The 24,093-nt window shown below is 57.6% G+C and carries 18 protein-coding genes; 11 read left to right on the top strand and 7 right to left on the bottom strand.

Annotation, left to right across the window (positions count from 1 at the left end):
• Positions 1 to 479 precede the first annotated feature (479 nt).
• Both HDF15_RS07020 and HDF15_RS07015 read right to left on the bottom strand, forming a co-directional pair.
• Positions 480 to 1,556: an alpha/beta fold hydrolase gene (locus HDF15_RS07020; RefSeq protein WP_184254049.1), complete on the bottom strand. Its 1,077-nt coding sequence runs from the start codon at positions 1,554 to 1,556 to the stop codon at positions 480 to 482.
• Between the two features lie 109 nt (positions 1,557 to 1,665).
• A complete protein-coding gene (locus HDF15_RS07015; RefSeq protein WP_184254047.1) occupies positions 1,666 to 3,129 on the bottom strand; it encodes a deoxyribodipyrimidine photo-lyase in 1,464 nt (487 codons plus the stop codon).
• Between the two features lie 90 nt (positions 3,130 to 3,219).
• Between HDF15_RS07015 and HDF15_RS07010 the strand changes: the two genes are divergently transcribed.
• The 5 genes from HDF15_RS07010 to rpoD all read left to right on the top strand — a co-directional run bounded on the left by HDF15_RS07010 (position 3,220) and on the right by rpoD (position 9,422).
• Positions 3,220 to 3,810: an N-acetyltransferase gene (locus tag HDF15_RS07010; RefSeq protein WP_221314316.1), complete on the top strand. Its 591-nt coding sequence runs from the start codon at positions 3,220 to 3,222 to the stop codon at positions 3,808 to 3,810.
• Between the two features lie 108 nt (positions 3,811 to 3,918).
• Positions 3,919 to 5,070, top strand: coding sequence for an acyltransferase (locus tag HDF15_RS07005; protein WP_184254045.1), 1,152 nt, complete (start codon positions 3,919 to 3,921; stop codon positions 5,068 to 5,070).
• Between the two features lie 72 nt (positions 5,071 to 5,142).
• Positions 5,143 to 5,439 (top strand): hypothetical protein, encoded by a 297-nt coding sequence (locus HDF15_RS07000; protein WP_184254043.1) that lies wholly within the window; start codon positions 5,143 to 5,145, stop codon positions 5,437 to 5,439.
• Between the two features lie 138 nt (positions 5,440 to 5,577).
• Entirely contained in the window at positions 5,578 to 7,398 is a 1,821-nt protein-coding gene (edd, locus tag HDF15_RS06995) for a phosphogluconate dehydratase (protein ID WP_409254866.1), read from the top strand.
• A gap of 302 nt (positions 7,399 to 7,700) precedes the next feature.
• Positions 7,701 to 9,422, top strand: a complete 1,722-nt coding sequence (rpoD, locus tag HDF15_RS26205; protein WP_014267884.1) for an RNA polymerase sigma factor RpoD — start codon at positions 7,701 to 7,703, stop codon at positions 9,420 to 9,422.
• Positions 9,423 to 9,498: 76 nt separating this feature from the next.
• Here rpoD and HDF15_RS06985 read toward each other — a convergent pair whose 3' ends face one another.
• On the bottom strand, positions 9,499 to 9,708 hold the full coding sequence (locus HDF15_RS06985) for a hypothetical protein (RefSeq protein WP_184254039.1): 210 nt from the start codon (positions 9,706 to 9,708) through the stop codon (positions 9,499 to 9,501).
• Between the two features lie 2,137 nt (positions 9,709 to 11,845).
• Here HDF15_RS06985 and HDF15_RS06980 point away from each other — a divergent pair.
• The gene (locus HDF15_RS06980) at positions 11,846 to 12,052 is read left to right on the top strand and encodes a hypothetical protein (protein ID WP_184254037.1); all 207 of its coding nucleotides are present in this window, start codon (positions 11,846 to 11,848) and stop codon (positions 12,050 to 12,052) included.
• Positions 12,053 to 12,080: 28 nt separating this feature from the next.
• Positions 12,081 to 12,692 (top strand): Fic family protein, encoded by a 612-nt coding sequence (locus tag HDF15_RS06975; protein ID WP_184254035.1) that lies wholly within the window; start codon positions 12,081 to 12,083, stop codon positions 12,690 to 12,692.
• Positions 12,693 to 12,830: 138 nt separating this feature from the next.
• Here the strand turns inward: HDF15_RS06975 and HDF15_RS06970 are convergent, their stop codons facing one another.
• Positions 12,831 to 16,220, bottom strand: coding sequence for a TonB-dependent receptor (locus HDF15_RS06970; protein WP_184254033.1), 3,390 nt, complete (start codon positions 16,218 to 16,220; stop codon positions 12,831 to 12,833).
• Between the two features lie 959 nt (positions 16,221 to 17,179).
• Complete coding sequence (locus HDF15_RS06965) at positions 17,180 to 17,425, bottom strand: hypothetical protein (RefSeq protein WP_184254031.1); 246 nt, start codon at positions 17,423 to 17,425, stop codon at positions 17,180 to 17,182.
• Between HDF15_RS06965 and HDF15_RS06960 the strand changes: the two genes are divergently transcribed.
• From HDF15_RS06960 to HDF15_RS06945, 4 genes are all read left to right on the top strand, one after another.
• Positions 17,424 to 17,585 (top strand): hypothetical protein, encoded by a 162-nt coding sequence (locus tag HDF15_RS06960; RefSeq protein ID WP_184254030.1) that lies wholly within the window; start codon positions 17,424 to 17,426, stop codon positions 17,583 to 17,585. The two genes, HDF15_RS06965 and HDF15_RS06960, sit on opposite strands and share 2 nt — an antisense overlap.
• A gap of 313 nt (positions 17,586 to 17,898) precedes the next feature.
• Entirely contained in the window at positions 17,899 to 18,534 is a 636-nt protein-coding gene (locus tag HDF15_RS06955) for a hypothetical protein (protein ID WP_184254028.1), read from the top strand.
• A 20-nt stretch (positions 18,535 to 18,554) separates the two neighbouring features.
• Positions 18,555 to 18,956 (top strand): hypothetical protein, encoded by a 402-nt coding sequence (locus HDF15_RS06950; RefSeq protein ID WP_184254026.1) that lies wholly within the window; start codon positions 18,555 to 18,557, stop codon positions 18,954 to 18,956.
• Positions 18,935 to 19,552, top strand: coding sequence for a nucleotidyltransferase domain-containing protein (locus HDF15_RS06945; protein ID WP_184254024.1), 618 nt, complete (start codon positions 18,935 to 18,937; stop codon positions 19,550 to 19,552). Before HDF15_RS06950 ends, HDF15_RS06945 begins: the two co-directional genes overlap by 22 nt.
• 224 nt (positions 19,553 to 19,776) lie before the next feature.
• Here HDF15_RS06945 and HDF15_RS06940 read toward each other — a convergent pair whose 3' ends face one another.
• The gene (locus HDF15_RS06940; protein WP_184254022.1) at positions 19,777 to 22,125 is read right to left on the bottom strand and encodes a Tat pathway signal protein; all 2,349 of its coding nucleotides are present in this window, start codon (positions 22,123 to 22,125) and stop codon (positions 19,777 to 19,779) included.
• A gap of 24 nt (positions 22,126 to 22,149) precedes the next feature.
• Positions 22,150 to 23,886, bottom strand: a complete 1,737-nt coding sequence (locus tag HDF15_RS06935; RefSeq protein WP_311733052.1) for a DUF885 family protein — start codon at positions 23,884 to 23,886, stop codon at positions 22,150 to 22,152.
• Positions 23,887 to 24,093 lie beyond the last annotated feature (207 nt).

The raw sequence follows: 24,093 nt of genomic DNA, 5'->3' as shown, positions 1-24,093 counted from the left end.
AAAATTGGAGTCAGCTTTATCAGCGGACGCAGTCTCTGGCCCATGCGTAGGCATGGCAACACTCGGAGTAGACAGACACGAGTAGGGAAACTGAATTCATAAAGAACTTATAGCAGAGCTGAATATCTGTTGCAATGGCAGTAACTACCGAGTACGTCGAGAGTAAGTAGTCGAAGAATGCGGATATTGCGATAGCGCGAACCGTGACGCTTCAGTGTCGCGGGACGGAGGGTAAGGGAGGCAATCGCCTTTAGGCTACGGAATCAAAGGCCAGACGAGAATTGGGCTTTAGCCCCGGGCCTCTTATCCGCAACCGAAAGAAGGCCCGGGCCTAAAGGCCACATCTTTGCTAAGCCTCTATTTCCGTAGCCTAAAGGCTACGGCTCCCTCCGTCTCCCTGACGCTAAAGCGTCAGGGAATGCGCTTCGCGCTGTAATGAACAGGCAATCATGATTCAAGGAACTGGATAACCCGCCCAGCTACCTCGCCTTCAACGCACGATCGAAGAACTTCACAGCCATCGCGGCTACCTGTGCATGCACCGCATCGCGATTTACCCCGGCGTTGTCCGCGCAGTAGACTCCCAGCTTGCTCTTCCCCACCGCAGTGCACGTATCGAGAAAGGTATAGTGCTCCACGCCACCCGAGAGCAGGGTCTCGCGCGCCCCACGTACGTTCATGTGAATCCAGTTCGCGTTGTCACGAGGATCCGCGATCGGATCCGTCTTGCCCACGACCATCTCTACCGGAAGGCGCATCGCCCGCAGGCTCTCATCCGTGAGCACCATGCCATTGGCGGGAGCGATTGCAAATACGGCCTGCACACGCTCGTCGCGAAACGATTCTCCCGAGCGGGCCAGCGATTCCCTGCTGGACTTGCGCACCGCCTGCATCATCTCCTTCGGACTGCCCATACCGCGCATCTCGGGTACATGGCAGGAGGTTGTGTCCGGATGCTCCTTGCAGAAGTCGAAGAGGATGCTGATGTCCGTCTGGGCGCCGGCCAGCTCCATCACGGCGTAGCCACCGATGGAGAACCCCGCCGCCCCCACTCGCTGCGGATCGATGTGCGGCCCGATCTCGGCATCCGCCAGCACACCGTCAAGCACTTCGCTCAGGTCGGTCGCGCGCTCCCACGACAGGATGAAGCCTTCGCTGGTGTAGGGTTCGTGCGAGTTGTTGCCCGGGTGGTCTACCGCGACCGCGATATACCCTGCCCGAGCCAGCGCCGTGCCCAGCCAGGCGAACTGCTCCGCGGAACCGCCGGAGCCATGCGACAGCAGCACCAGTGGAAGCTTCTGCACGGTGGGTGCGAACTCCGCATTCGGCGCTGCTGAACCGGCCTCAAACAGCGGTTCGTCCGGAGGCCCAATCAACTGCTTCGTCTCCGTGGCCGTTGAGACCGCCGGATACCAGATCGTGCAGCGCAGCTCCTTATGTTCTGCCCCGCGCCAGTTACGCCTCTGCTCCGGATGAAACACGCGCGTCGCCAAGCCGACGCGCGCCGTGGATTGGGCGAACAGGGGCGCGACCGCAGCACATCCCAGTGAAACCAAGATGAGAATCTGTCTCCGCATGATTTCAGCTTAGATGCAGTTTTCTGCGATCTGGTGCTAAGTCAGTTCGACAAAAGGTTTGGCGTGGCGCCGATTTGGGGAGTCATCCCTACTTTGGCAACGCATTCATCTGCTCTTTGTATTTTTGCGCGTCGAACTTCCTGCCGGTGCTCGCGCCCGACATATAGCGGCGCTTGCCGAACACGGGACGCTCGCCCCAGGCACGGTCGAACTTGCCCAGCACGGCCCACGCCACACCCGCGTAGCCGTTTGGGTCTCGGCCGTCCAGAAAATATTTATCGTTCAAATGGATGGCCCACTTCATCGCCGTCGCGGTGTTGCGCGTCCACTCCACGATCTTTTTGGCCCAGTACATTCGCAGATAGTTGTGCATCCAGCCGTAGCGCACCATCTGCAACTGGGCGGCGTTCCATAGCTCGTCGTGCGTTCGGGCTCCCTCGAGTTGCGGGAGCGTGTACAGCACCTCGCGTTCATCGCGATCATGCTCGGCGATCGTCGCGCGAGCCCAGTTGTCGGCGCAAGCGGGCGAGTCGTACTCCGGCTGGTAACGCACGAAGTTCACCGCCAGCTCGCGCCACACGATCAGTTCGTTGAAGTAGCTATCGCGCGCGGCGGCCAGCTTCGGTTGGCGCTTCACCTGTGCATTCAGGGCGAGCGCGATCGTCAGAGGCCCCATGTGCCCGAAGTGCAGATACGGGCTCAGCTTGCTCGAACCATCGAGCTCCGGGTGATTGCGGTCGCGGTCATAGGTCTCCAGCATCTGGCCGCAGAAGAGGTGCAGGCGTTTCATCGCCGCACGATGGCCTCCCTCCCAGGCAGCAACCGGAAGAACGGAGCGGTCGAAGTCCTTCCACCCGCGGGTCATGTCCTCACGCACGTCGTCAGTGTGCAGTCCGCGCGGCTTTCGCCAGGACTTTAGCGCCGCTGGATTCTCGTAGACGTGCAGAAACTCCGGCAACGCGCGATACAGCCTGGGTCGCGCGACGCCCGCGCTGAACTGCGCTTTTTCCAGCAGCTTCGACGGCACGATCACGTCCGCGTCTACCGTCCAGAAAGGAATGCGCAGGCTTTTCGCGAGCTTTGCGCGCCACCTCTCCGGCTCGCGCATCGGGTTCTCGTCGCCGATCACCATCGCGGCGTCCACATCCGCGAAGAAGCGCTCGTGATCCTCCTCGGGAGCGCGACGCATCACGAACCCCACGCCACGCGCCGCGCAGTCCTCTTCGATGTCCGGCAGTCCCTGGTTGAGAAACGCATAGTGCCGCAGGTTCGCATGGGGAAAGTTTTTAATTCCTGCGAAGTACGCGACGCACGGCAGCCCTAGCAGATTCGCCACTGCGACGGCTTTGTCGAGCGCATGATTGTCGCGCCCGCGCTGCGCCCGCTGCATCCAGTAGACAACGCACTTTCCCTTGGCCGGAGCACCCGCGCGCCGGACCGTTACTCGCGTATCGTCGGCCTGAGCGCGCAGCTCTTTCGACACGCTCTCATCTCGCGCAAAGGCTTCGGCGATGGCTACGTGCTCTGCGTCCTGTTCCTGTGTGCTCTTCATCAGGCTTCCTTCGTCATGGTATCGATGCCCCTCGCAGCTTCAACGTTATCCTGCGGCCCTGCAATTACCATGGGTTTTGCGAGAGTCTTTATGTCCGTCGATATCCGTATCCCCACCGTACCGCCCACCGTTGAGCCCGTCACCCTGCGCCGAGCCACAGCAGCCGATGCCGCCGCACTCGCACTCGTTGGCGCCGCTACCTTTCTCGAAGCCTTTACCTGGATGCTGCCGGGCGCGGACATCGTCGCCCACTGCGCGAAGAATCACACGCCCGAAGCCTATGCCACCTATCTCGCCAAACCCGACACGCGCATCACGCTGGCCGTGGCCGGTGCGGATGTGCCCGTGGGCTATGCGATGCTCACCGCACCGGAGCTTCCCAGCTTCGATGTCCTGCCTACCGACATCGAGCTCAAGCGCATCTACCTGTTCTCGCGCTTCCGCTCGTCGGCCACACCGGTCGCGGGACACCCCGGCGTTCGCACGGCGCAGGCGCTCATGGACGCGGCCATCGCCGATGCCCTCGCCCTCGGACGCACCCGCCTGTTGCTGGGAACACACGCCGGCAATGAGCGCGCCATCGGCTTCTATCGCCGCAACGGATTCAGCGAGGCCGGAACCCGTACCTTCACCGTCGGCACGCAGGTCTGCTGCGACCTGATCTTTGCACTCGACCTGTAATGTGTATCTTGTGTCTATCTCTAAGTCAGATCTGAGCCTAGAGATACCTGCAAGATCGATGCGAGGTTTCTAGCAGGTTCTTCGAGGGTTTTTATCTTGGCAGAGGCGATGGCAACCACTTCGAGCGTAGAGGCGACAGATAGCTTAGCCTCGCACAAACCCTCGCGGCGAGGTTTCTACCGGCCCGAGTTGGATGCATTGCGCTTCTTCGCCTTTCTCTGCATCTTTTTCTGCCACACGCTCAGTCGTCCCAATCCTGGCACCGACCTTCGAGACACCCTTGCCATCAGCCTGAAGTTTGCCGTAAGCCTGTTCTTTCTGCTGAGCGGATATCTGATCACGACCTTACTTTCGATGGAGAAGGAACTCACCGGACGAGTGCACCTCGGCTCTTTCTATAAACGACGCATCGCGCGGATCATGCCTCTGTACTACTGGTTTCTCGTCGTTATGTTGCTCCTCGGCACAGGAATGCCCCGTCTGCTGCCCTCGGGCAAGGCCCTTACCGCCTTTCTCTTCTTCAGCGGCAACTGGTTTATCACCCGCGGCCAGGTAGATACATTGGGCGCCACCGGAATCCTGTGGAGCGTCAATGTCGAAGAGCAGTTCTATCTGGTCTGGCCGGTGATTACGAAGTTCTGTGGACGGCGCAATCTGGTTGCGGTCTCCACGGCCATTCTGGCCGCCTCTTATGCCGTCCTACTGTGGCTTGGCGCGCGGGGCGGTTTCTCGGATCTCACTTTACGATATAGCTCCCTGGTAGAGATGCAGTACTTCGCAGCCGGCGCCTTGCTGGCGGCGTGGCTACCGCGGCAGGGAATCAAGATGCCAGGAGCGGCACGTCTGCTGCTCGGCGTAGTGGGACTTTCCTGCTGGGCAGCCGGAACACGCCTCTTTGGAGATCTAGCGGTGGGGGCTTTTGCGATCTGGTGGACTCCGGCTGCACTTTACGGCTGCGTCCTGGTGGGGTGCGTCGCCCTGTTTCTCAGTTTCTTCGGGATGCCCGAAGCCTGGATTCCGCAACCCATTCTTTGGTTGGGTAAAATCTCTTATGGGCTCTATGTCTATCACATACTAGTACTTGCGCTTGTGCGACGATGGGCGGCAGGTTGGGGGCACGGGGCTGGCATCTCTACAGTACGCCTCTGCCTTGAACTGCTGCTGTCCATTCTCGTGGCGGGGCTCTCCTATCGCTGGATCGAACAACCCTTTTTACGCTGGAAAGAGAGTTTTACCTTTGTACCAAGCCGACAAGCTTAGAAAGCGCCATTCCATGAGTGGCCTGACACGCCCCGACCTGATCTCTGCCAGGCCGCTGGGAGCAGACGCTCGATGAAGCTTACGCCCTCGCCGTATCGCGGACGGTCTTCCGCCTCTGCTGCCACTCAATCTCAGACCACCGCGCCGGGGTTCTCCAATGCAAACCGGCAGAAGGTCATCGCCGCGACCGGTGCGCCCTCCACCTCGCGCGCGAACCAGAGTATCTACCACCTCCGCTGCGGGCTCTGCGGGCATGACTACGGCTGCAACGGGCTCGACATCAAGGCCCGCCTCTGCCCGAGCTGCCAGTCCGGCGCCCCCGGCGAGCCACTCCGCGAACGCGGGCCCATGTTCGATTTCGGCGTGTAATTTAACCTCCGCTCAATACAATTACATTCCAATAGAGATTTTCAGAGGCCAAGTTCGTCCGATTATCGGATATACTTCGCCCATGCCTCTGCTCTCATTCCGCACTCTCGTCTTGCGTCAGGTGTCTTCGCCATGGATGTGAATCACCGCGTCGCCGAAGTCACCCGCCGCATCGTGGAGCGCAGCCAGGCTACCCGCTCCCGCTATCTCCAGGCCGTCGCTGCTTCCTCTCGCACGACTCCTCGCCGCCAGGCCCTCGGCTGTGCCAACCAGGCGCACGGATTCGCTGCCTGCGGTTCCCACGACAAGGCAGCCCTGCGCCAGGGGGATGCCGGAAATATCGCCATCATCACGGCCTATAACGACATGCTCTCTGCGCACCAACCGTATGAGCGCTTCCCCGAACTGATTCGGGCTGCCGCGCGTGAGGCCGGTGGCGTGGCGCAGGTTGCCGGCGGTGTTCCCGCCATGTGCGACGGCATTACCCAGGGCGAAACCGGCATGGAGCTTTCGCTGTTCTCGCGTGACGTGATCGCCCTCTCGGCCGCGGTTGCGCTCTCGCACCAGACCTTCGACGCCGCCGTCTTCCTCGGCATCTGCGACAAGATCGTCCCCGGCCTGGTCATCGGGGCGCTGTCCTTCGGGCATCTTCCGGCGGTCTTTCTGCCCAGCGGCCCCATGCCCTCCGGTTTTTCGAACGACGAGCGCAAGATACTCCGCCAGCGTTATGCCGAGGGCAAGGTCAGCCGTGCCGAGTTGCTCGAGGCCGAGGCCGAGTCGTACCACAGCCCCGGCACCTGCACCTTCTACGGGACTGCCAATACCAACCAGATGATGATGGAGATCATGGGCCTGCACCTGCCCGGCTCCTCCTTCGTGAACGCGAACACTCCCCTGCGCGATGCCCTCACCCGTGCAGCCGTGCACCGCACTCTAGCCCTGACCGCCCTCAGCCCCGAGTACACCCCCATCGGCGCGATGCTCGACGAACGGGTCTTCGTCAACGGCCTGGTTGGGCTGCTGGCCACCGGCGGCTCGACCAACCACACCATGCACATGATCGCGATGGCGGCCGCCGCAGGCATCAAGCTCGAGTGGAGCGACTTTGCCGCGCTCGCCGAGGTTACGCCGCTGCTGGTGCGCGTCTACCCCAACGGCAAGGCCGACGTGAACCACTTCCACGCCGCCGGGGGCATGGGCTTCCTGATCCGCGAGCTTCTGGGGGCGGGTCTGCTGCATCGCGACGTCAAAACCATCATGGGCACCGGCCTCGACCGCTACACGCAGGAGCCCTTCCTCGACGATGCGGGCGAGCTGACCTGGCGCGAAGGCGTAGCTGTCAGCGGCGAGGCGAAGATCCTGCGCCCGGTCGCCGAGCCGTTTGAGACCCATGGCGGCCTCGGCGTGCTCCAGGGCAATCTCGGCAAGGCCATCGTTAAAACCTCGGCGGTAGCGGACGACCGGCACGTGATTGAAGGAGTTATCCGCACCTTCCACAGCCAGGAGGAGATGCAGGGTGCGTTTCTCGCAGGGGAGCTGCACCGCGACCTCATCGTCGTCGTGCGCTTCCAGGGGCCGCGCGCCAACGGCATGCCGGAGCTGCACAAGCTGCTGCCACCGCTACAAGCCGTGCAGAGCCACGGCTTCAAGGTGGCGCTGGTCACCGACGGACGGCTCTCCGGGGCCTCCGGCGATGTGCTCTCCGCGATCCACCTCACGCCCGAAGCGGCGGACGGCGGGCCTATCGCCAAGCTGCGCGATGGCGACCGGCTGCGCATCGACGCCCGGACCAACGAGCTGACCGCGCTGGTGGACCCCGCCGAGTGGGAGGCACGCGTGCCCATCCATGAAGACCTCTCGGAGTCGCAGTTTGGGGTGGGCAGGGAGCTTTTCAGCATGTTCCGCAATACAGTGGGGACGCCGGACCAGGGGGCTTCGATCTTTTCGGGGCGGAGCTGAGGGGTTTAGGACGGACAGGCAGAGGACAACCGCTTTCGCAGCACCTTCGCTGCATCTTTTCCAGTGCCCTCCACGTCTAACTTAGTGGTACACTATGTTTCGCTGGAGACGTGCGCCTTTGAGTTGCCGAAGCCTCAAGCCCTGAGTGACTTCCGCCCGCGCCCGCGGCCTTGACCGCATACCCCGTCCTAGCGATTCCGACACAACCCAGGGAGACCTCCGCGTTCGAGCATATGAGCGTGATCTTTTCCCATAATTTTTCTCGCGCCAACCCGCGCGAGATTCCGCTAGGAGCGCCAAACGTGGCAGACGAACTCGATAAGTACGAAGAAGACGTAGACCGAATCATCGACACCGGCAAAGAAAAGGGTTACCTCACCTACGGTGAAGTCAACGACCTGCTCCCCGGAGACATCACCTCGCCCGACGAGCTTGATGACCTGATGACCACCATCAACACCCAGGGCATTGAAGTGCTCTCGGGTGAAGGCCGCCGTGCGGCCAGCGAACGCGCCGCCGAAGACTCCGATAACGAGTCCGGCGAAGAAGGCGACGACGTCGAACTCGACCTCTCGCCCGGCACGCTCGAAAAGACCAACGACCCCGTTCGCATGTACCTGCGCGAGATGGGCACCGTTCCCCTGCTCACCCGCGAGGGTGAAGTTGAGATTGCGAAGCGCATCGAGCGCGGCCAGCTGCGCGTGATGAAGGCGATCTCGCGCTCTCCGATCGTCATTCGCGAGATCACCGGCCTCGGTGAAGACCTCAAGCGCGGCGTCCGCAACATCAAGGAAGTCGTCGTATTCGACGAAGAAGAGCTGACCGAAGAGATCCTCGCCGCGCGCGTGAAGCAGACCGTCGCCCGCATCGACGAGCTGATCAAGCACCAGAAGAAGGCCGCCGACTTTGGGGCGCGCGTCGCTGAGCCGCATGGCAAGGACGCCAAGGCCAAAGAGAAGGACAAGCGCAAGAGCCGCTGGCTCATGGGCCGCGAGCATGTGTTCGTCAACCGCATCGTCCGCGAGCTGAAGTACACCAACGGCGAGAAAAAGCGGCTGCTCGACAAGGTCAACAAGACCGTCGACTCCATGCGCACGCTGGAGCGCCAGATCCGCTCGCTCGAGGCCAAGTTCGAGGCCTCGCGCTCGGAAGAGCTGAAGAAGGAGTACAAGCGCCAGCAGAAGAACTGCCGCGTCGATCTCCAGCGCGTCGAAGCTGACTCGGGCATCTCACTCGACGATCTCAAGCGCACACAGCGCGAGATGATCCAGGGCGACATGGACGCCGAGAAGGCCAAGCGTGAGCTGATCGAAGCCAACCTTCGTCTCGTGGTCTCCATCGCGAAGAAGTACACCAATCGCGGACTGCAGTTCCTCGATCTGATTCAGGAAGGCAACATCGGCCTGATGAAGGCCGTGGACAAGTTCGAGTACCGCCGTGGCTACAAGTTCTCGACCTACGCCACGTGGTGGATTCGTCAGGCCATCACTCGCGCCATCGCCGATCAGGCCCGCACCATCCGTATCCCGGTGCACATGATCGAGACGATCAACAAGCTGATCCGCACCTCGCGTCAGCTGGTGCAGGAGCTGGGCCGCGAGGCGTCTTCGGAAGAGATCGCCAAGCGCATGGATATCCCTGTCGCGAAGGTCCGCAAGGTCCTGAAGATCGCGCAGGAGCCCATCTCGCTCGAGACGCCAATTGGCGAGGAAGAAGACTCGCATCTTGGCGACTTCATCGAAGACCGCATGGCCGTCAGCCCGTCCGACGCCGTGATCTCGGTCAACCTGAAGGAGTACACCTCACAGGTGCTGCGTACCCTGACCCCGCGCGAAGAGCGTGTGATCAAGATGCGCTTCGGCCTCGAGGACGGCAGCGAGCACACGCTCGAAGAGGTCGGCCAGTCGTTCCAGGTCACCCGCGAGCGCATCCGCCAGATCGAAGCCAAGGCTCTCCGTAAGCTGCGTCATCCGTCGCGCTCGCGCAAGCTCAAGGCGTTCGTCGACGGAGTCAAGGAACTCTAAGCCATACCACCAACCAACGAAGGGCGCGCCTTGATGGCGCGCCCTTCGTTTTTCTCTACATCTCTACACTCTGTTTTTAAGCCTGTGCTGCGGGCACAAACCCATCGCATCCCGAGATGGGGGTCACCTTGAGGTGCAGTGCCGCGTGTTTGGGGTGGCCACAATCGTCCAGCATGCCCTCATCGGCCTTCTTGCTGGAGAGAATCGACACCAGAACTGTAGCCTTTGCGTGCTGCTCGCCAAAGTGGCTGCACAACCCGCACTGTCCGTCGTGAACTGCCTGCATAGTGACCTCCCGAGGCTAGCTTCGCGCCCGCTCTCTTCTTCATGGGACTCCATGCGAAGGACTGGCGTTGCCTGATGCCGCCAATTCTCTACCGCGCGAAAACCCCTGTCAACATTGGCGATGTGCGACCGAATCAGTCCGCAGGGGCTTCTTTGCTGCATGCGAACGGGTCATGAAAAGCCACAAGCATTGGTGGCATAGCTTCAGCCATGCCACCAGTGCTTGTGTTGCCGCGCGGCTTTACAGATTGCGGAAAACTCTTAGCTGGTATGAAACGGGCCGTTGGCCCTAAAGATCAGATGGGGACTTTTCCGCAACCTGTTTAGCCGCTGAGGAAATGGCGCCAAGCGTGCTGCGATTTGCCAGCCCTCGCTGAAGCGGTGCTCGACGCATTCTTGTCGGCGAATGCACCATTTCCATGAGGATCTTCTGCACACTGCAGTCTCTACAAGATTGGGCGCAGCCAAGAGCCCTTGCGTTGGATAAAACTTGTGTATCGTGAACACAAATTATTCTTATCGATCCCTTACAAGAGGACATCAGGAGCTCCTCACGACGCTGCAGCGAAAGCGTTTAAACTCCTTTGTCCATCAGGGTTTTCTCCGTTTTTCTCCGAGGAGGATATTGCTTATGCGAAATATATGAGCGGTCAACAAAAATGATGAGTTAACTTTGCAGTCAACATCGATTAAAACTTGTTCAATGGGTGAAAAAAGCTATTGTGTCTTGAGGTCCGAACCTGTATGTTCACCTTATTGGGCCCTCAGCTCTATAGCATTTGAATCCTCTGGCTTTGCGCCTGAGAGAAAGGTGGACACATGCTTACTATTGCTATCAACATTGCCGGCCTCATCGCCTTTCTGATGGGTCTCATCTCGATCACCGTTTCGTAGTTCACCCCAGCGATCGCCTGCTCCTAAGCAGGTGATCGCTGTGCCCTTTAACGGCCATTTTCGGTACTCGCTCCCGTCAGCAGCGACGCCCCATGCCATCGCAAGGCGCTGTGCCCATGAATTTTCAGCGTTTGCTAAGCCGCGAACCGCGCAAGAAATCTGTTGAATCAAACCACCGAAACGCTGTATGTTACTCTCATCGGGCCCCCACATCATGCAAACGCTCTGGTGTTATTCAGAGAGAAAGGTATTTAATCCTGTGCTGACCATCACTCTCAACATCGCTAGCCTCTTCGCTTTGCTCACAAACCTTCTTTTCATCCACTTCTAGTTCACTCCAGCGATCGCCTACTTCACAAGCGGGTGATCGCTGTTTCCTCCACGCCACTTAAACTCGCGTCAGCGGCAACGCCCATGCCATCGCAGGACACTGTACCCCATGAGTTAAGGGCTTGCTAAGCCGCGAAGCGCACACAAAAATTGTTGTATCAACCCTCCAAAAACGCTGTATGTTACTCTCATCGGTTTCCATGCAACTCAACCGCTCTGGTGGTATTCAGGCAGAAAGGTAAATCATCCTGTGTTGACCATTACTCTTAATATCGCTAGCCTCTTCACGCTCCTCGCGACCCTCCTCTCGATCACCGTCTCGTAGTTCACCCCAGCGATCGCCTGCTCCACGAGCGGGTGATCGCTGTGCTCTTTAAGCGAGCGTTTTCAACGATCTTCGCTCCGCCGGGCTTCTCCGCAGATTATCGAGTCTGCATCACGGCGTTAGAGCAGCTTTCCTATCTCCGATTTTCTCTGGCATACAATCGTTCGGATGTATAAGCGCTGGCGCAGTTGCATGATCCATAACAGTTCAGTCACTCAGCAAAGAACATCCGAGCCCCATGCAACAGAGTGCCATGGCATCCTATTGCAGAATTGAGCGTTGATTCTTATTCTCCCAATGCTAACGATCAAGATGCGTGAGCCTACATAGAAGTTCACAGAAGCGCATAAAATAGCTAGAGTGCATTCAGATCTATTGTGGAACTCTGCAATAGTGCAGGGGTTGACAAGATTCATAGAAAGCAGCAAGGATCTTCCCTTCCGAGGGAAGCGGTAAACACGACGACAGCTTGGGATATGCCGATAGGTGAGTAGGCTTAAAGGTGATTGTTGAGGTCAAGGATTAGAGCACAGCTAATATATTTGATCCTGGTCTTAGCAACGGCGTTCGTAGTGGAGGAGGAATAGCAATGGCAGATCGCAAGCAATTTATAGAGGTAGCGCCCGCAGATGTGGAGCTTTTGAAGCTCCTGGAGGAAACACGAGACGTCCTGGTATCTGACGAGCAGCTGCGTGAGCAGCGGGTCAGCTTTGCATTTGGAAATGCATTGCATTCTGAATCGATTACCAAGGACAGCGTGCGCCGCTCTTCAGAGCATGTTCGTCTGCTCGCCTAGCATAGCGCATAGAGGACGGCCTTAGACGATGTCAGTTCGAGAGAAGGATTCACCAGAGTTGTTCGCCAGAGTGCAGGAGCAGAATCTGCTGCGGCAGTACGATCTGCTGTTGAACTGCATCGAGATCGGGTTGAAGAAGGGCATCGAATCCTTCGATAAATACACGCTGTGGAGTCTGAACGCCGCCGCTGTGGCAAACATCGCCCAGTTCGGCGGACGATATAGAAAAGGCCCTATCTACGTCGGGAGTCATATTCCTCCTCACTACTCGGACGTACCGGATGAGATGGACCGATTCCTCTCGGTGATCCATGAAAACTGGACCATTATCGACCATCCAACGATTCTCCCGGCATATGCGCTATGGCGCATGAACTGGATTCACCCTTTTGTCGAAGGGAATGGTCGAACCGCCAGAGCCGCTTGCTATTACCTCCTCTGCATGAAGCAAGGCCGACTGCTACCAGGGAACAAAATCGTGCCGGAGCGCATTCGTGAGAACCGCGAACCTTATTACGCTGCGTTACAGGCTGCAGACCGCGCATGGGACGAAGGCCACTTCGATGTAAATGAACTGGCCGGTTATCTCGGGGATCTCCTTAAGGGACAGCTCACGGACGCGAGTAATCATCTCAAATAGTGCCGCCCATCTGATCTGGTGTACCTCCTACTTGCGTTCTTGTTTTTGAGATAGAGTGATCCCAACCCCAAAACAAGACACCCAGCGATTACTCGCTGGGTGTCTTGTTTTGGGGTTGGGGTTGGGGTTGGGGTTGAATTAGAACTGATACTTGAGCGCAAACTGGATCTGCCGAGGAACATAGTTGGCCGAAGCACTTGTGATTTGACCGAATGAGCTCGACTGGATGCTGTAGTGATTGCCTGGTTGAGTGATGTTCCCATTCCCGTCGCTCGTCTGACCGCTGCCCGCATAGTTCGGTACAGTGAGAGTATTCGGTGTGACGCTCAGGGTATTGTTTGGATTGGCGAAGTTCGTTGTGTTCACGATGTTGAATGCTTCTATACGGAACTCAAGGGTGGACGTTTTATAGACAGGGAAGGTCTTGAAGATTGAAAAGTCAACCTGACGGAAGTGCGGTCCGTACAGTGAGTTCCTGCTTTCAGATCCCAATGTCCCCGAAGTTTGCGGTTGGAATGCGCTCGTGTCAAAGAATTCGTTTAGATCGAACCCACTTTTATTCGCTTTGCCATTTTGGTTGGGACGCGAATTCCCTGTGGAACCGAAGGTTGTGCTAACGACGCCGTTATTCTGCAGCACCGTAAAGGGGAGACCGCTTGACCAGCGCAGCAGGGTATTGGCCTGCCAGCCTTTGCCCGCCAAGGCTGCAATGCCTTTCAGGTTCTTACCGAACGGCAGCTCGTAATTAGCAGTAAAGTTCAGGCGGTTGCGGAGATCAAGATCGCTGTTGCCGTACTCGATCGTGCTGAGTTTGCCGGGAACAGCGCCATAGCCATCATTGACTTCATTGCTATATCCCAGAACATTGTCAAGACTGTGCGCCCAGGTATAGTTGGCACCAATCGTCAGGCCTGCCGCAGCACGTCGGGTCAACGAGATCTGAAGAGCCTGATAGTTGGAAGCGCCTGTACTTGTGAACTGGGAGATCTGTGTTGCGTTGGGCAAAGTAGCCTGATAGGGACGCAAAGAGTTGAAGGCGGCTGCAGTCGTTGTTCCCTGCTGGCGAGCCAGTGCCTCCAGCGCCGTGTTGGAGATCAGAGCAGGTACGTTCTGGTCATTGGTGATCTGCGCCAGATGCCGGCCAAGTTCGCCGACATAGGTAATCTCCACCACATTAGGGCCAAAGCTCCGTTCCACGCCCAGGTTGAATTGTTCGAGATAAGACGTACGGAACCCGGCATTGAGAACACCATTGACACTTCCCGAGGGATCCGTGGCGCTGGAGGCTGTGGGTGAGGGCAGACCTTGCGCGAACCGAGTCGGCGCAACGCCGGTTGCAGGGTTTACCGGGCAGCTACCGTTATTGCATTGGTAGTCAGAGACGAAGGGCTGGGATTTTTCCGAGCCATTCGAGGTGTAGTTGCCCTGGAAGTAGGACATGCCATAACCGCCGCGAAGTACGAGGTTTGGTCTTGGCGTGTAAGCGAAACCAAACCGAGGACCGAAGTTGCTGTAGGTCGGGTTGAGTCCAGCATACTTATTGACACCATTCTGACCGGCAACCAGTAGAACGCCCTTCACGGGATCGAAGTTGGTCAACGCGTTATTGATTTCGGTAAAGGGAGTCAGCACCTCATAGCGCAGGCCAATATTAAGCGTCAGATTCGAGGCAGCACGGAAGTCGTCCTGAATAAAGACGTCCGGCTCCCATTCCCGATAGTGCGGCGTAACAAGGTCGTTGGAACGCTGCACGTTGGCGAAGTTGCCCTGGAGCAGTGCTGCAAGTCCCGTGGCATCCTGGTTAAGAGCATTGAAGGTGTAGTCTCCGATGCCGTAGTTGTTTTGCAGATTCTCGGCCTGGCGCCGGATCAACGCGGCACCAACCTTGATGCTGTGTTTGCCGTGAATGATCGTAAGCGAGCCGTTTTCCTGGAAGGTATTGTCGATATCTTTGATGGGGATAAAGGCTCCATCGCCGATGTCGCCGTAACCGGCGGTTGACGCTGGCGTGAGACCCGACGTGGTGGCATCGCCGAGGTTAATTCCCGGCAAGCCCAGAGCGTCGTCTACATTGACCCCATAGTTGAGAGGAAAGGATTGATTGTTGACGCGCGTGAATCCAAAGCCTAACTGGAGAAGAAGGTTCGGATTGATGGTGCGCACAAAGTTAATCTGCGCATTTTGCGCCTTGTCGACTGCCTGACCGTAGTAATTGAAGATCGCACCACCCGGAGCGATGTTCAGTCCGGCTAAGTTGGTGACAGGGAAGAGACCCGGGAAGTTCGACGGAACATTGTTGTAGGTATAACGGCCGTAGATCAGGTCCTTTTGATCGATCTGCCAATCCACACGTCCATCGTACGTATCCGAATTGCGCGTTGTTACCGGCGAGGCCGTAAAGCCTTGCGTGTTTGGATTGCTTGGATTAACAGGCGTATTCGCCAGCGGGTAGAGCAGAGCGTAGTTCAACCCGACCGGATCGATCGGGCCACCGTCGGCCAGCAGTGAGCTGATTGCCGCTATGTTTCCGCTGTGGAGAGTTTGATATTGCGATGGAAGCAAGGTTTGGAAGGTCTGCGGGTTCGCGCCGAAAACCTGGCGCAAGCCTTCATAGTCGCCAAAGAAAAAGAGCTTGTTCTTCACGATGGGTCCACCGAGTGAACCACCGAACTGATTCTGGCGTTGTTCAGGTTTTGGAAGAGGTTGACCATTCGCCTGCGTCGCGCCGAACTCGTACGGCGTTGCATTCAATGCGTCATTCTGGAAGAACTCATACACCGAGCCGTGAAAAGCATTGGTGCCCGATTTGGTGATGATGTTGATGACCGCACCACCGGTACGCCCTACCTCTGCCGAGTAGTTGTTCGTCTGAACATTGATTTCCTTGATGGCTTCAATGGACGGCCGAACACCAATGCCGCCGATGATGCGTTCGTTGTTATCGAGGCCGTCGACAATTTCATTATTCAGAATTTCCGACTGGCCATTCGCCACTACCGCCGAGGTTTGGCGACGATCATCCGGACGCGCGCCGCTTGTCAGTCCATTGCCCGGACCTTCATTCGCGCCAGGCGTGATCTGCACGAGGTTGATGTAGTTGCGACCGCTGATTGGGAGGTCCTGCACAGACTGATCGGTGACCGTGTGCGAGATGCTGGAGGTGTCTGTCTGTAGTGCCGGAGTCTGTGCGTCCACAGTGATCGTGGTGGATTCCGATCCGACCGCAAGCTTGGCATCTTCGCGGGCGCGATCTCCAGCATTCAAGGCGATGGCGGGAATCATAAAGGTCTGAAAGCCCGTTTCCTTGATTTGTACCGAATAGCTGCCGGGTCCAAGCTGTGTAAAGGTGTAGTCGCCCGAGTCACCTGACTGAGCGGTTCTTACTTCTTTTGTACCTAAGTTAGTGAGTGTCACAGTAGCCTTAGGCACGCTTGCGCCGGTGGTGTCGGTCACTGTTCCAGTAATGTCGCCCGTGGTGCTTTGTGCTGATAGGAAGGATGTTGCGGTGATGGCAAAACATACGCTCAATACAACTGCTTGTACTTTTGAACGAACGCTTAAATACTTGGCCCCTGAAAACAATTGCATGATACTGTGCTTCATTCATTCCCTCGTGCAGTGCGGATATAGCGCTCGAACAGCTCTGCTGCCTGCGGTGAGAAGCTTAAGCTGTTCGCTATACGACTGGCAAGACGCGCAGTACCCGATTCGGCAATGGTCTGCGGGGTCGATACGAGGTATTATGCGGGGCGATGGACGCCGCATTTAGACGTGACTTGTCTCGCAAAGGAAGGCTGCTCGGCTTTATTTTTTATGTCGATGAACCTGCGTTAGGGATCCAACTGCGAGGCCTGTAAGGCATCCTTTCCGAACCGGAAAGGATTCAGTAGAGGATGCAGGACGCTTGGCCATCGCTCAAAAGGTTGAGCATAAAGAGGTTGCGTCTCATAGAAGTGCGCCATCAAACTCGCCGCTTCAAAGTATGAATAAAGTGAGAATTTAAACGTTTGTTTTGAAGGGGCGGGGCTTCACAGGCTGCGGAAAAAGTTACAGGGAACAAGAGAGTCCTGATCTTTAGGGCCAACGGCCCGTTTCATACCAGCCTGGGGCAAAGCAAATCCGAGCCGGCACGCGACAGCGTGGTGGCTCGGAGAACGACGCCCCAGGTGAAGAGCAGATGTAGAAGCAGAGGGCTGTAAGCCCGATTCATTATGCCTGCACGATGAATCGGGCTTACAGCCCTCTGCTTTCTTGTGGACCTGCACCTGGGGCTACGCTGGCAGCGAGCGAAAAACCGCTCGCTGCTGCGCTCCACCCCAGGCTGGTATGAAACGGGCCTTTGGCCCTAAAGAGCACGACGCACTTCTTAATCTATGAGTTTCTCCGCCGCCTCCTCAGCCCCTTCAAAGCCAAAGCACAGCCAAATTCTGAAGCAAAGCTTGATGACACACTCGAACGCGCAGAGACACAGCTATCCGCTCTTCAAGCTACGCACGCGCATGCAGGGGAATCGCACTCAGCAGCCCCAGCAGCGCCACGATGCTGATGACGATTGCGATCCGCTTCGCGCGGGCGAAGTCGGGATCGTCCGTCTTGATCGAACCGAACCTGATCCACCAGCGAATGACCATCGCAGGAATCGCGAGCCTGAGAAACCAGAAACCTCCCACGCCAGCCAACCCCAGGAAGGGAACGATCTGGAGAAAGAAGAACGGCACCAGCATCCAGGCCATGATCCTCAGGACGCTGGCATCGCTGCACGCCGCGCTGATCCTGCTGGTAGCGGCAGCAGACACCTCCGCAGCCGCAGGATCGATGAGTGCGGAGCAGAACGGACATTGCCGTACCGAGGTATTGATGGTCTCCCTGCAGTTCGGGCACGGAAGTACGTGAACTGCGGAGGAAAGATTCAGGCTTCCCATGCTGGTGTCCTCTTGTCGATGCGAGCTTAGGTTAACACGGCTTGAGATAGTGTCGGGATCACGTGAAAACACGATTAATAGGAGCGCAGGGTCGATGGCTCCTGCCTAACACTATGCATGAAGCAGCGCAGTAGTCGCTCTAATGTTTAGGATTCGGAAGAATACCAGCCACGAATATGGGGGAGACGATATGATGGCTTGGCGTCTTTCAAGATTGTTGGACCTTTTTGACTATGAACTTACATAACACCCATTCATATACGATCAAGCATTGAACCGACCCTATGAGCTCTCTAAGCGACGAATACAAGATCCTCCAAGATAAGATCGATAAGATTGGCGCTTTCAGAGTGACCATCAAAGGGTGGTCCGTAACAGCCACTATTGGCGCTCTAGTTGCAATCGCCAGTGGTAAGGGGTTCTCCCCAGCTATCAGCTCTTTCGCGGTAAATGTACTATTAGCTTGGTTCTTTTGGTTCGAGCGTGAACAAGTCCGTCTCGGTTGGCTGTTTGGAGGGCGCGCCCGAAACATTGAAATTCAAATAGATAAACACCGCCGAGCCACCGGGGAAAAGGTTACTTTTTCAACACCGAACATAGCACGTTCTCTCTTCGGAACAAAAAAGCCGCGCCCCCTGATTAGCCACACGTTCAAGAACGATCAACTAAATAAAGTTCTGTCTCGCATAAATAAAGAGGCGCGGCTCGCAATTAAGTCGGACTTAATCTTTTACCTTGTCCTGGGTCTTGCCGCGTGGCTTCCAAAATGGTTCGGCGTGACGCCACAGTCTCCATCTCCTAGCGTTACGATTCAAAACACCATTCAGCCAGCAACTCAACCACTCCTGGATCAAAACTCTCAGGACGTAGTCAACGCTTCAGGGCGCAGGGCTAAGAAAAACATAAAGGTTTCCAAATGACCACCCTCCGAAGGAAACGCTTGCGCCCTCAGGTTATCGATGAGCTCATCGAAGAGTTAAAGGGCGTTCACTCTATACTTCCTAGTGCTTACAGCGACGTGGATGATGAGGATGACGACGTATTTATCGAAGCAGGGCAAATCGAATCTGAAGAAGTAGAAGTCGCTCTAAGTGCTGTGATATCGGTGATAAGTAAGCAGTGCAAACTGGTCCAAGAGCCATCGAGTCTCTCTGGGCTATTAGAGCTTCTCTTCTCTCCCGAAGATGATCTCGTCAGTGTCGCAGTAAATCTTGAAGACGCTATTAACGGCTATTTCGGGGAACTTTTCGGAGAAGATCTCGACTTGGCTGACGACTACCTAACCGATCTCATCGACCTTTTGCAACAAAGGAGGGATAAGTGGACTCAACGGAATGGTTGAAAGAAATTCTTAAGACCCGGTCCGAGACTCTCAGTCCAGAAATTCGAAGACGGTTGGATGCTGCGCACGAAATAGTGATATTTGGCTCGTTTGCTGCACACTTACAACACGCCGAATCTGATCTCGACGTGTTTTGCGTGGGAGAGAGTCGTACTCATTTTAAATCTCCCCTGATCGAGTTGATGATTTTGCCCGAACACGACGTGTTTTCGGAAATTTGGCTTGGCAGCGAATTAGCAAATCATATTAGTAATTTCGGGATTCCACTCGGATCACACCCAGACTGGTTCAGCCTCACTAGAGTCGGTCCCCTCTCTGTTACTAGAAAAGAAAAACGTATCTCTGCTTATGTACGGTCATTAGAACGTCATTGGGGATTACTAAGTGATCAGGCAAAGCTTCATTATGGAGTAAAGATTAGACGAGAATTACAGCGGCTTCAATTTCTTCAAAACGGTCAAGCGGTACCGCCGACAAAACTTTTAGATATTGCATTCGCTTCGAGAGCGGGGGGGGGATTCGATAGCCTTCAGTGTGTTTCTGGCCCCCTCCAAAAGAAAATTTTGGCGTTCTTTCCTCTTTCGTTTATGCCTTGATGTTGTAATACGTGTTCTTCACGAATGGCACCTATTACATTTAGTGAAGAACTTCGTCAGATTCCTCGGCATATCATGTTGCAACCTCGCCAAACAGCGATACAGCACATTAGCAGTTGTAAGAGCACAGGTAAACCCGTGCCCTTAACGAAACAGTGCCTTTCCCGCGCGCTTTTAAGCGCTCTATGGAGATCCGAGGCTTGAAGCTGCGGTGGATACCGCTACTAAGCAAGCTGCGTGACCACCTCAAACGCTCGTTCGCCTCTCGGAACAACAACGACAGCATCCCGATGAAGCCCTCCGAACGACGCCGCCTTGCCGTTGACCGTCGCGCTGGCCAGCTTGCGGCCGTCTCCGGCGCGGAAGGTGACGTGGAGTTCTTTGGGAAGGTCGCCCTTTGCCGGCAGGGTGATGCTGGCTGCCAACGTGTTGGGGCCTCGGGTTTCGAGGTGGTAGTCGACGCGTCCCCAGCGGGTTGGTGCGCCTGAGATGGCGATGGGCTTGCCTGTGGCTACCCACTCTCGGGGCAGGGCGCGGCCGAAGTGGAGGCGATCCTCATCGGAGTCTTCGAAGACCAACATCCAGCGGACCAGGAGAGGGATCGTCTGCTGCGCGGGAATACAGAAGAGCGCGCCGCCGCCGGTGATCCCGGAGACTTCTCCGGCGGTCCAGCTGCCGCGTGAGTGGTCGTGATAGCGGTGCGAGTAGAGGAAGAGGATGTACTCCTCGATGCGGTTGAGGCGGAGCAACGCAGCGGCGTAGCCGTAGGAGACGAACCCCAGGATGGCGCGGTCGTGGGGATTCGCGCGTTCAACGTTGGCCACCACGCCAGCAGTCGTAGCACCGTAGGCGCGCATGCAATCGATGACGATGTTGGCCTGCGCCGCAGGGAGCACATCGGGCTGGAGGAGTTCGGCGTAGCAGCGGTGCGTCCAGCCCTGTTCGCTGGGGTGCTCCTGTTCGATCGACTCGCGGAAGGTGAGTTTTACGCCGGGCATGGGGCCGATGTAGGCGGGCTTCATGTCGTGACGAATGTTGGCCTCGATGCTCTTCGTCAGTGCGGCCTGAAGCTGCTCGCTGCGGCGCGTCCAATCGGTGGCGAGGGCCTCGGCACCGGAGAACTTCAGCTTGCGCCACGTGCCGGCGATGTCGCGCCAGCCGCGGACGGTGAAGGCGCTGTTCGAGAAGTAGGCCTTGTCCCAGATCGAGGGGTCCGGCATGAGGCAAGAGTCGGACTCGCACCAGCCATGCAGCAGACCGTAGCCCGGATCGGAGGGGCTGAGTTTGAGCGACTCGTCCTGCAGCTCGGCGAGGAGCGTGGCGGTCGCTTCGATCTTTTCGCGGTGCTTGATAAGCAGCGTCTTGTCGCCGGTGAGCTGGTAGTAGCGCGCGATGAGGAAGAGCGTCAGGCCGAACTGTGCGGTCTCGGCTCCGCGCATGTTGATCATGCCCTTGCTGTCGGTGAAGTCGGAGAAGTAGTTGTCGAAGATATCGTGCGCGAGATCGAAGCGGCCGCACTCGAGGTTGGCGTAGAGGGCCATCGTGAAGATGTCCTGAAAGCCGTCGTACTCGGGGCCGTAGTAGTCGCGATCGACCGCGCCGTACTTGGGATAGACGCCGCCGGGACGCACCATCTGCTCCTTGACGAAGGCGTAGCGGACCATGTCCGTCCAGCTCTTGTCGGGCAGGCTCAGCGGCACGAGGTCGTGGGTCTGGCGCTCCCAGTACTCGGCGAACTCGAGCAGGCCTAGATAGAACTCCTCCGGCTTCGGGTCCTGGCGACGGCGCGTGTAGGCGGGATAGCTGTAACCGAACTCCACCTTGGTGGCCTTGCCGTTTTGAATGTGCGACGTGCGGTGCCACGTCTGCACGATGAAGCGATCTTTGGCGAGGACATCGCCGAAGACGACGATCTCGTAGTACGAGCCGTTGTCGCCGGGGAGAACCTTGCGCACCGCCGGCATCCATCCGCCGACAAGCCCTTCGTAGCGCAGGTTGGAGCGCTCCTGCGTGAGCTCTTTGAAGTATTGGATGGGATGATAGGTGCGCGTGCTGCCGCTGGGATAGACCGGCATCGTGTCGCTGCACTCGCGCGTGCCGACGAAGGTGTTCCAGTTGGGACGGTAGTTCGGATTGTTGCCCTCGTGGTGAGCAGAGTTCATGGGCGGAGCGGCCTTGCGGACTTCTTCTTCCCTGGGATCGCCGTGGGCAAGGAGCTTGTCCGCGAGGAGATCCGCGCCGGCCATGCCGATGTCCTTGATGTCGAGCCCGAGATGCTGCGGGCCGTCGTCTGCAAAGGTGGCCTCCGCGGTCTTGGGCAGAACGCGAGCCGTACCCGCGGATGAGACGAAGGTGAGGACACCGTCGCGCACGCTGAGGTCTTCGTAGACCGTCCAGGTCTCGCCTTTGCGAGTGAAGGTCGCGAGTTTGATATGGCCTTCTACAGAAGCTGCGGAGGGAGGAACAGAGCCTGTCTTCGAGGGGTGGAGTGCCTGTCCGGCACCCTGCGCGCTGAGCGTGTGGAGGACTGCCGTGCTGGCGGCCATGCTCTTGATGAAGTCACGTCTATCCATGGTTCGGAATCCTTTCGCTGTGCGTTACGGATGCGTGGGATGGTCGCCGTAGAACTTCCACGAAGTCTGGAAGTCCGCCGTCAGCTTGACGTTTTCGAGATCGGCTCGCAGCATCTCGATGGGCATCGCTCCTTCGTGGAGGATGGCGTCGTGGAACTGGCGGTCGGTCATCTTGTGCGAATCGACGAGCTCGTGGTGCATCGCGCGGAACTGCAGCGCCCCCATTAAATACGAGCACTGGTAGAGAGGCCCGACCGAGCCATCGAAGGAACGGCGGACCTCGGCGAGGGCGTTCTCGGAGTCGAAGCCTACGTTGTCGATGAGGAACTTTACGCACTGCTGCGGCGTCCACTTGCCGAGATGGAAGTTCATCGTGAAGAGCACACGCGCCGAGCGATGCATCCGCCAGACGAGCGCGCCGACGCGCTCCTCAGGGGTGCTCTCAAAACCCTTTTCGTAGAACAGCATCTCCCACCAGAGCGCGTTGCCTTCGCCCCAGAAGGGCGTGGAGAACGGGCGGCGATAGGTGCGGTAACGGGCGTTCATGTAGAACTGCAGGAAGTGCCCGGGGATCATCTCGTGGAACGCCGTGGCGTGCGCGAACGGGATGTTGTTGCCGCGCATGCTCATCTCACGCTGCTCGTAGGTCATGGTGTCGGTGGGGTAGGAGACGCTGATCTCGTTGCCTCCGGTGAAGAACGGATTTACGAGCTGCCGCTGGGGCGTCATCATGATCATCGTCCAGGTCTCGTCGGCGAGGGGCGGAACGGTGACGAGATCGTTCTTCTTGACGAAGTCACTGCCCTCCACAACGAGCTTGCGGATCAGCTCGGGCTGCTCGCCCGGCGGGACGTGCATCTGCTTGACCTTCTCGACGGCGGCCTGCCAGTTATCGCCAAAGCCCATCTCGTGCGAGGCCTTGAGCATCTCCTTCATGCACCAGTCGTACTCGGTCTGCGCTATGGAGATGAGCTCTTCGGGAGTGTATGGAATCATGTCGTCGGAGAGCTGGTGGAGCAGGGCGTCACGTCCGACCGGATCGCCGATGATGGTGGTCTTATCGTCAGCCGCGATGCCGATAAGCTTTTCCTTCAGGAAGCCGCTGTAGGCTGTCAGCTCCTTGTCCGCGTCTTTGTAGGGCACGTCGACCCACCAGCTGAAGGTCGGATCGTAGCCGTTGTACTGGCCGAACCAGTCGTGCAGCGCCTCACTGAGTTCGCGCGTCGCGATGACGGCGCGGTTCGCGACCACAGGATTAATCCTGGCGTGGCCCTCGGTTTTAGGATCGAACTGTTTGCGGGCCGCTTCGATCTGTTTCACCATCTCGGCAAGCAACGCGGCATCTTTCTCGGCGTCAGGCCGCTGCATCAGCCGCTTCTTATCGAGCAGCTCTTCGATGCCCGCGGCAAAGGGCAGCAGCGGCTGCATCTCTTCGATCTGGTGCTTCTGAATCGCCAACTGATGAAGGTTCGCGGTGAGGCAGTTCTTCAGGAGAAGGTAGTCGACGCGGTCCTCCTGTGAGAGCACGTTGAAGTCGACGGCGCTGAGAGTGACGAGCTCGTCCTGGTAGAACTTCGTGAAACGCTCCATGTGGCTCGGCGAGATCGAGAGCGGATACGCCCGATTGAGCGACATGCGGTCCGCGCTGAACTGCTCGATCAGCGACGGCATACGAGCGTTCGAGTCGGTGGATGGTGCCGCCGGGGCAGCGTGGACAAGTGTGCCGGACAGAGCGGCTGAGACGAAGAAAACCCGAAGCACCCGTGGACAAATCCGCATCGTTCAAGCCTTGTTGGAGCTGGAGTAACAGCGAAAGAGGGTTCAGGGACTCCCTGCGCCTCTCCTTGCCGATAGGAAAAGTTATACCGAAAGAATTTTCAGTTGTATACAAATTAGTATTTGTTTACTCTCCCGACTAGGGATTGTTCGCGAACGTCAGGTTTATACAAAGCACGGAAGATGAGGGTC

Origin of the sequence: Granulicella mallensis (assembly GCF_014203225.1) — a bacterium.
GTDB lineage: Bacteria > Acidobacteriota > Terriglobia > Terriglobales > Acidobacteriaceae > Granulicella > Granulicella mallensis_A.
The sequence above is the reverse complement of the archived record's forward strand: the minus strand, read 5'-3'. Positions and strand labels throughout refer to the sequence as shown.

Excerpts from the sequence above, each read along its gene's own strand:
- HDF15_RS07015 (WP_184254047.1), bottom strand. The coding sequence starts at position 3,129 with ATGAAGAGCACACAGGAACAGGACGCAGAGCACGTAGCCATCGCCGAA.
- HDF15_RS07010 (WP_221314316.1), top strand. The coding sequence starts at position 3,220 with ATGTCCGTCGATATCCGTATCCCCACCGTACCGCCCACCGTTGAGCCC.
- HDF15_RS07005 (WP_184254045.1), top strand. The coding sequence starts at position 3,919 with ATGGCAACCACTTCGAGCGTAGAGGCGACAGATAGCTTAGCCTCGCAC.
- HDF15_RS07000 (WP_184254043.1), top strand. The coding sequence starts at position 5,143 with ATGAAGCTTACGCCCTCGCCGTATCGCGGACGGTCTTCCGCCTCTGCT.
- HDF15_RS06985 (WP_184254039.1), bottom strand. The coding sequence starts at position 9,708 with ATGCAGGCAGTTCACGACGGACAGTGCGGGTTGTGCAGCCACTTTGGC.
- HDF15_RS06980 (WP_184254037.1), top strand. The coding sequence starts at position 11,846 with ATGGCAGATCGCAAGCAATTTATAGAGGTAGCGCCCGCAGATGTGGAG.
- HDF15_RS06975 (WP_184254035.1), top strand. The coding sequence starts at position 12,081 with ATGTCAGTTCGAGAGAAGGATTCACCAGAGTTGTTCGCCAGAGTGCAG.
- HDF15_RS06960 (WP_184254030.1), top strand. The coding sequence starts at position 17,424 with ATGATCCTCAGGACGCTGGCATCGCTGCACGCCGCGCTGATCCTGCTG.
- HDF15_RS06965 (WP_184254031.1), bottom strand. The coding sequence starts at position 17,425 with ATGGCCTGGATGCTGGTGCCGTTCTTCTTTCTCCAGATCGTTCCCTTC.
- HDF15_RS06955 (WP_184254028.1), top strand. The coding sequence starts at position 17,899 with ATGAGCTCTCTAAGCGACGAATACAAGATCCTCCAAGATAAGATCGAT.
- HDF15_RS06940 (WP_184254022.1), bottom strand. The coding sequence starts at position 22,125 with ATGGATAGACGTGACTTCATCAAGAGCATGGCCGCCAGCACGGCAGTC.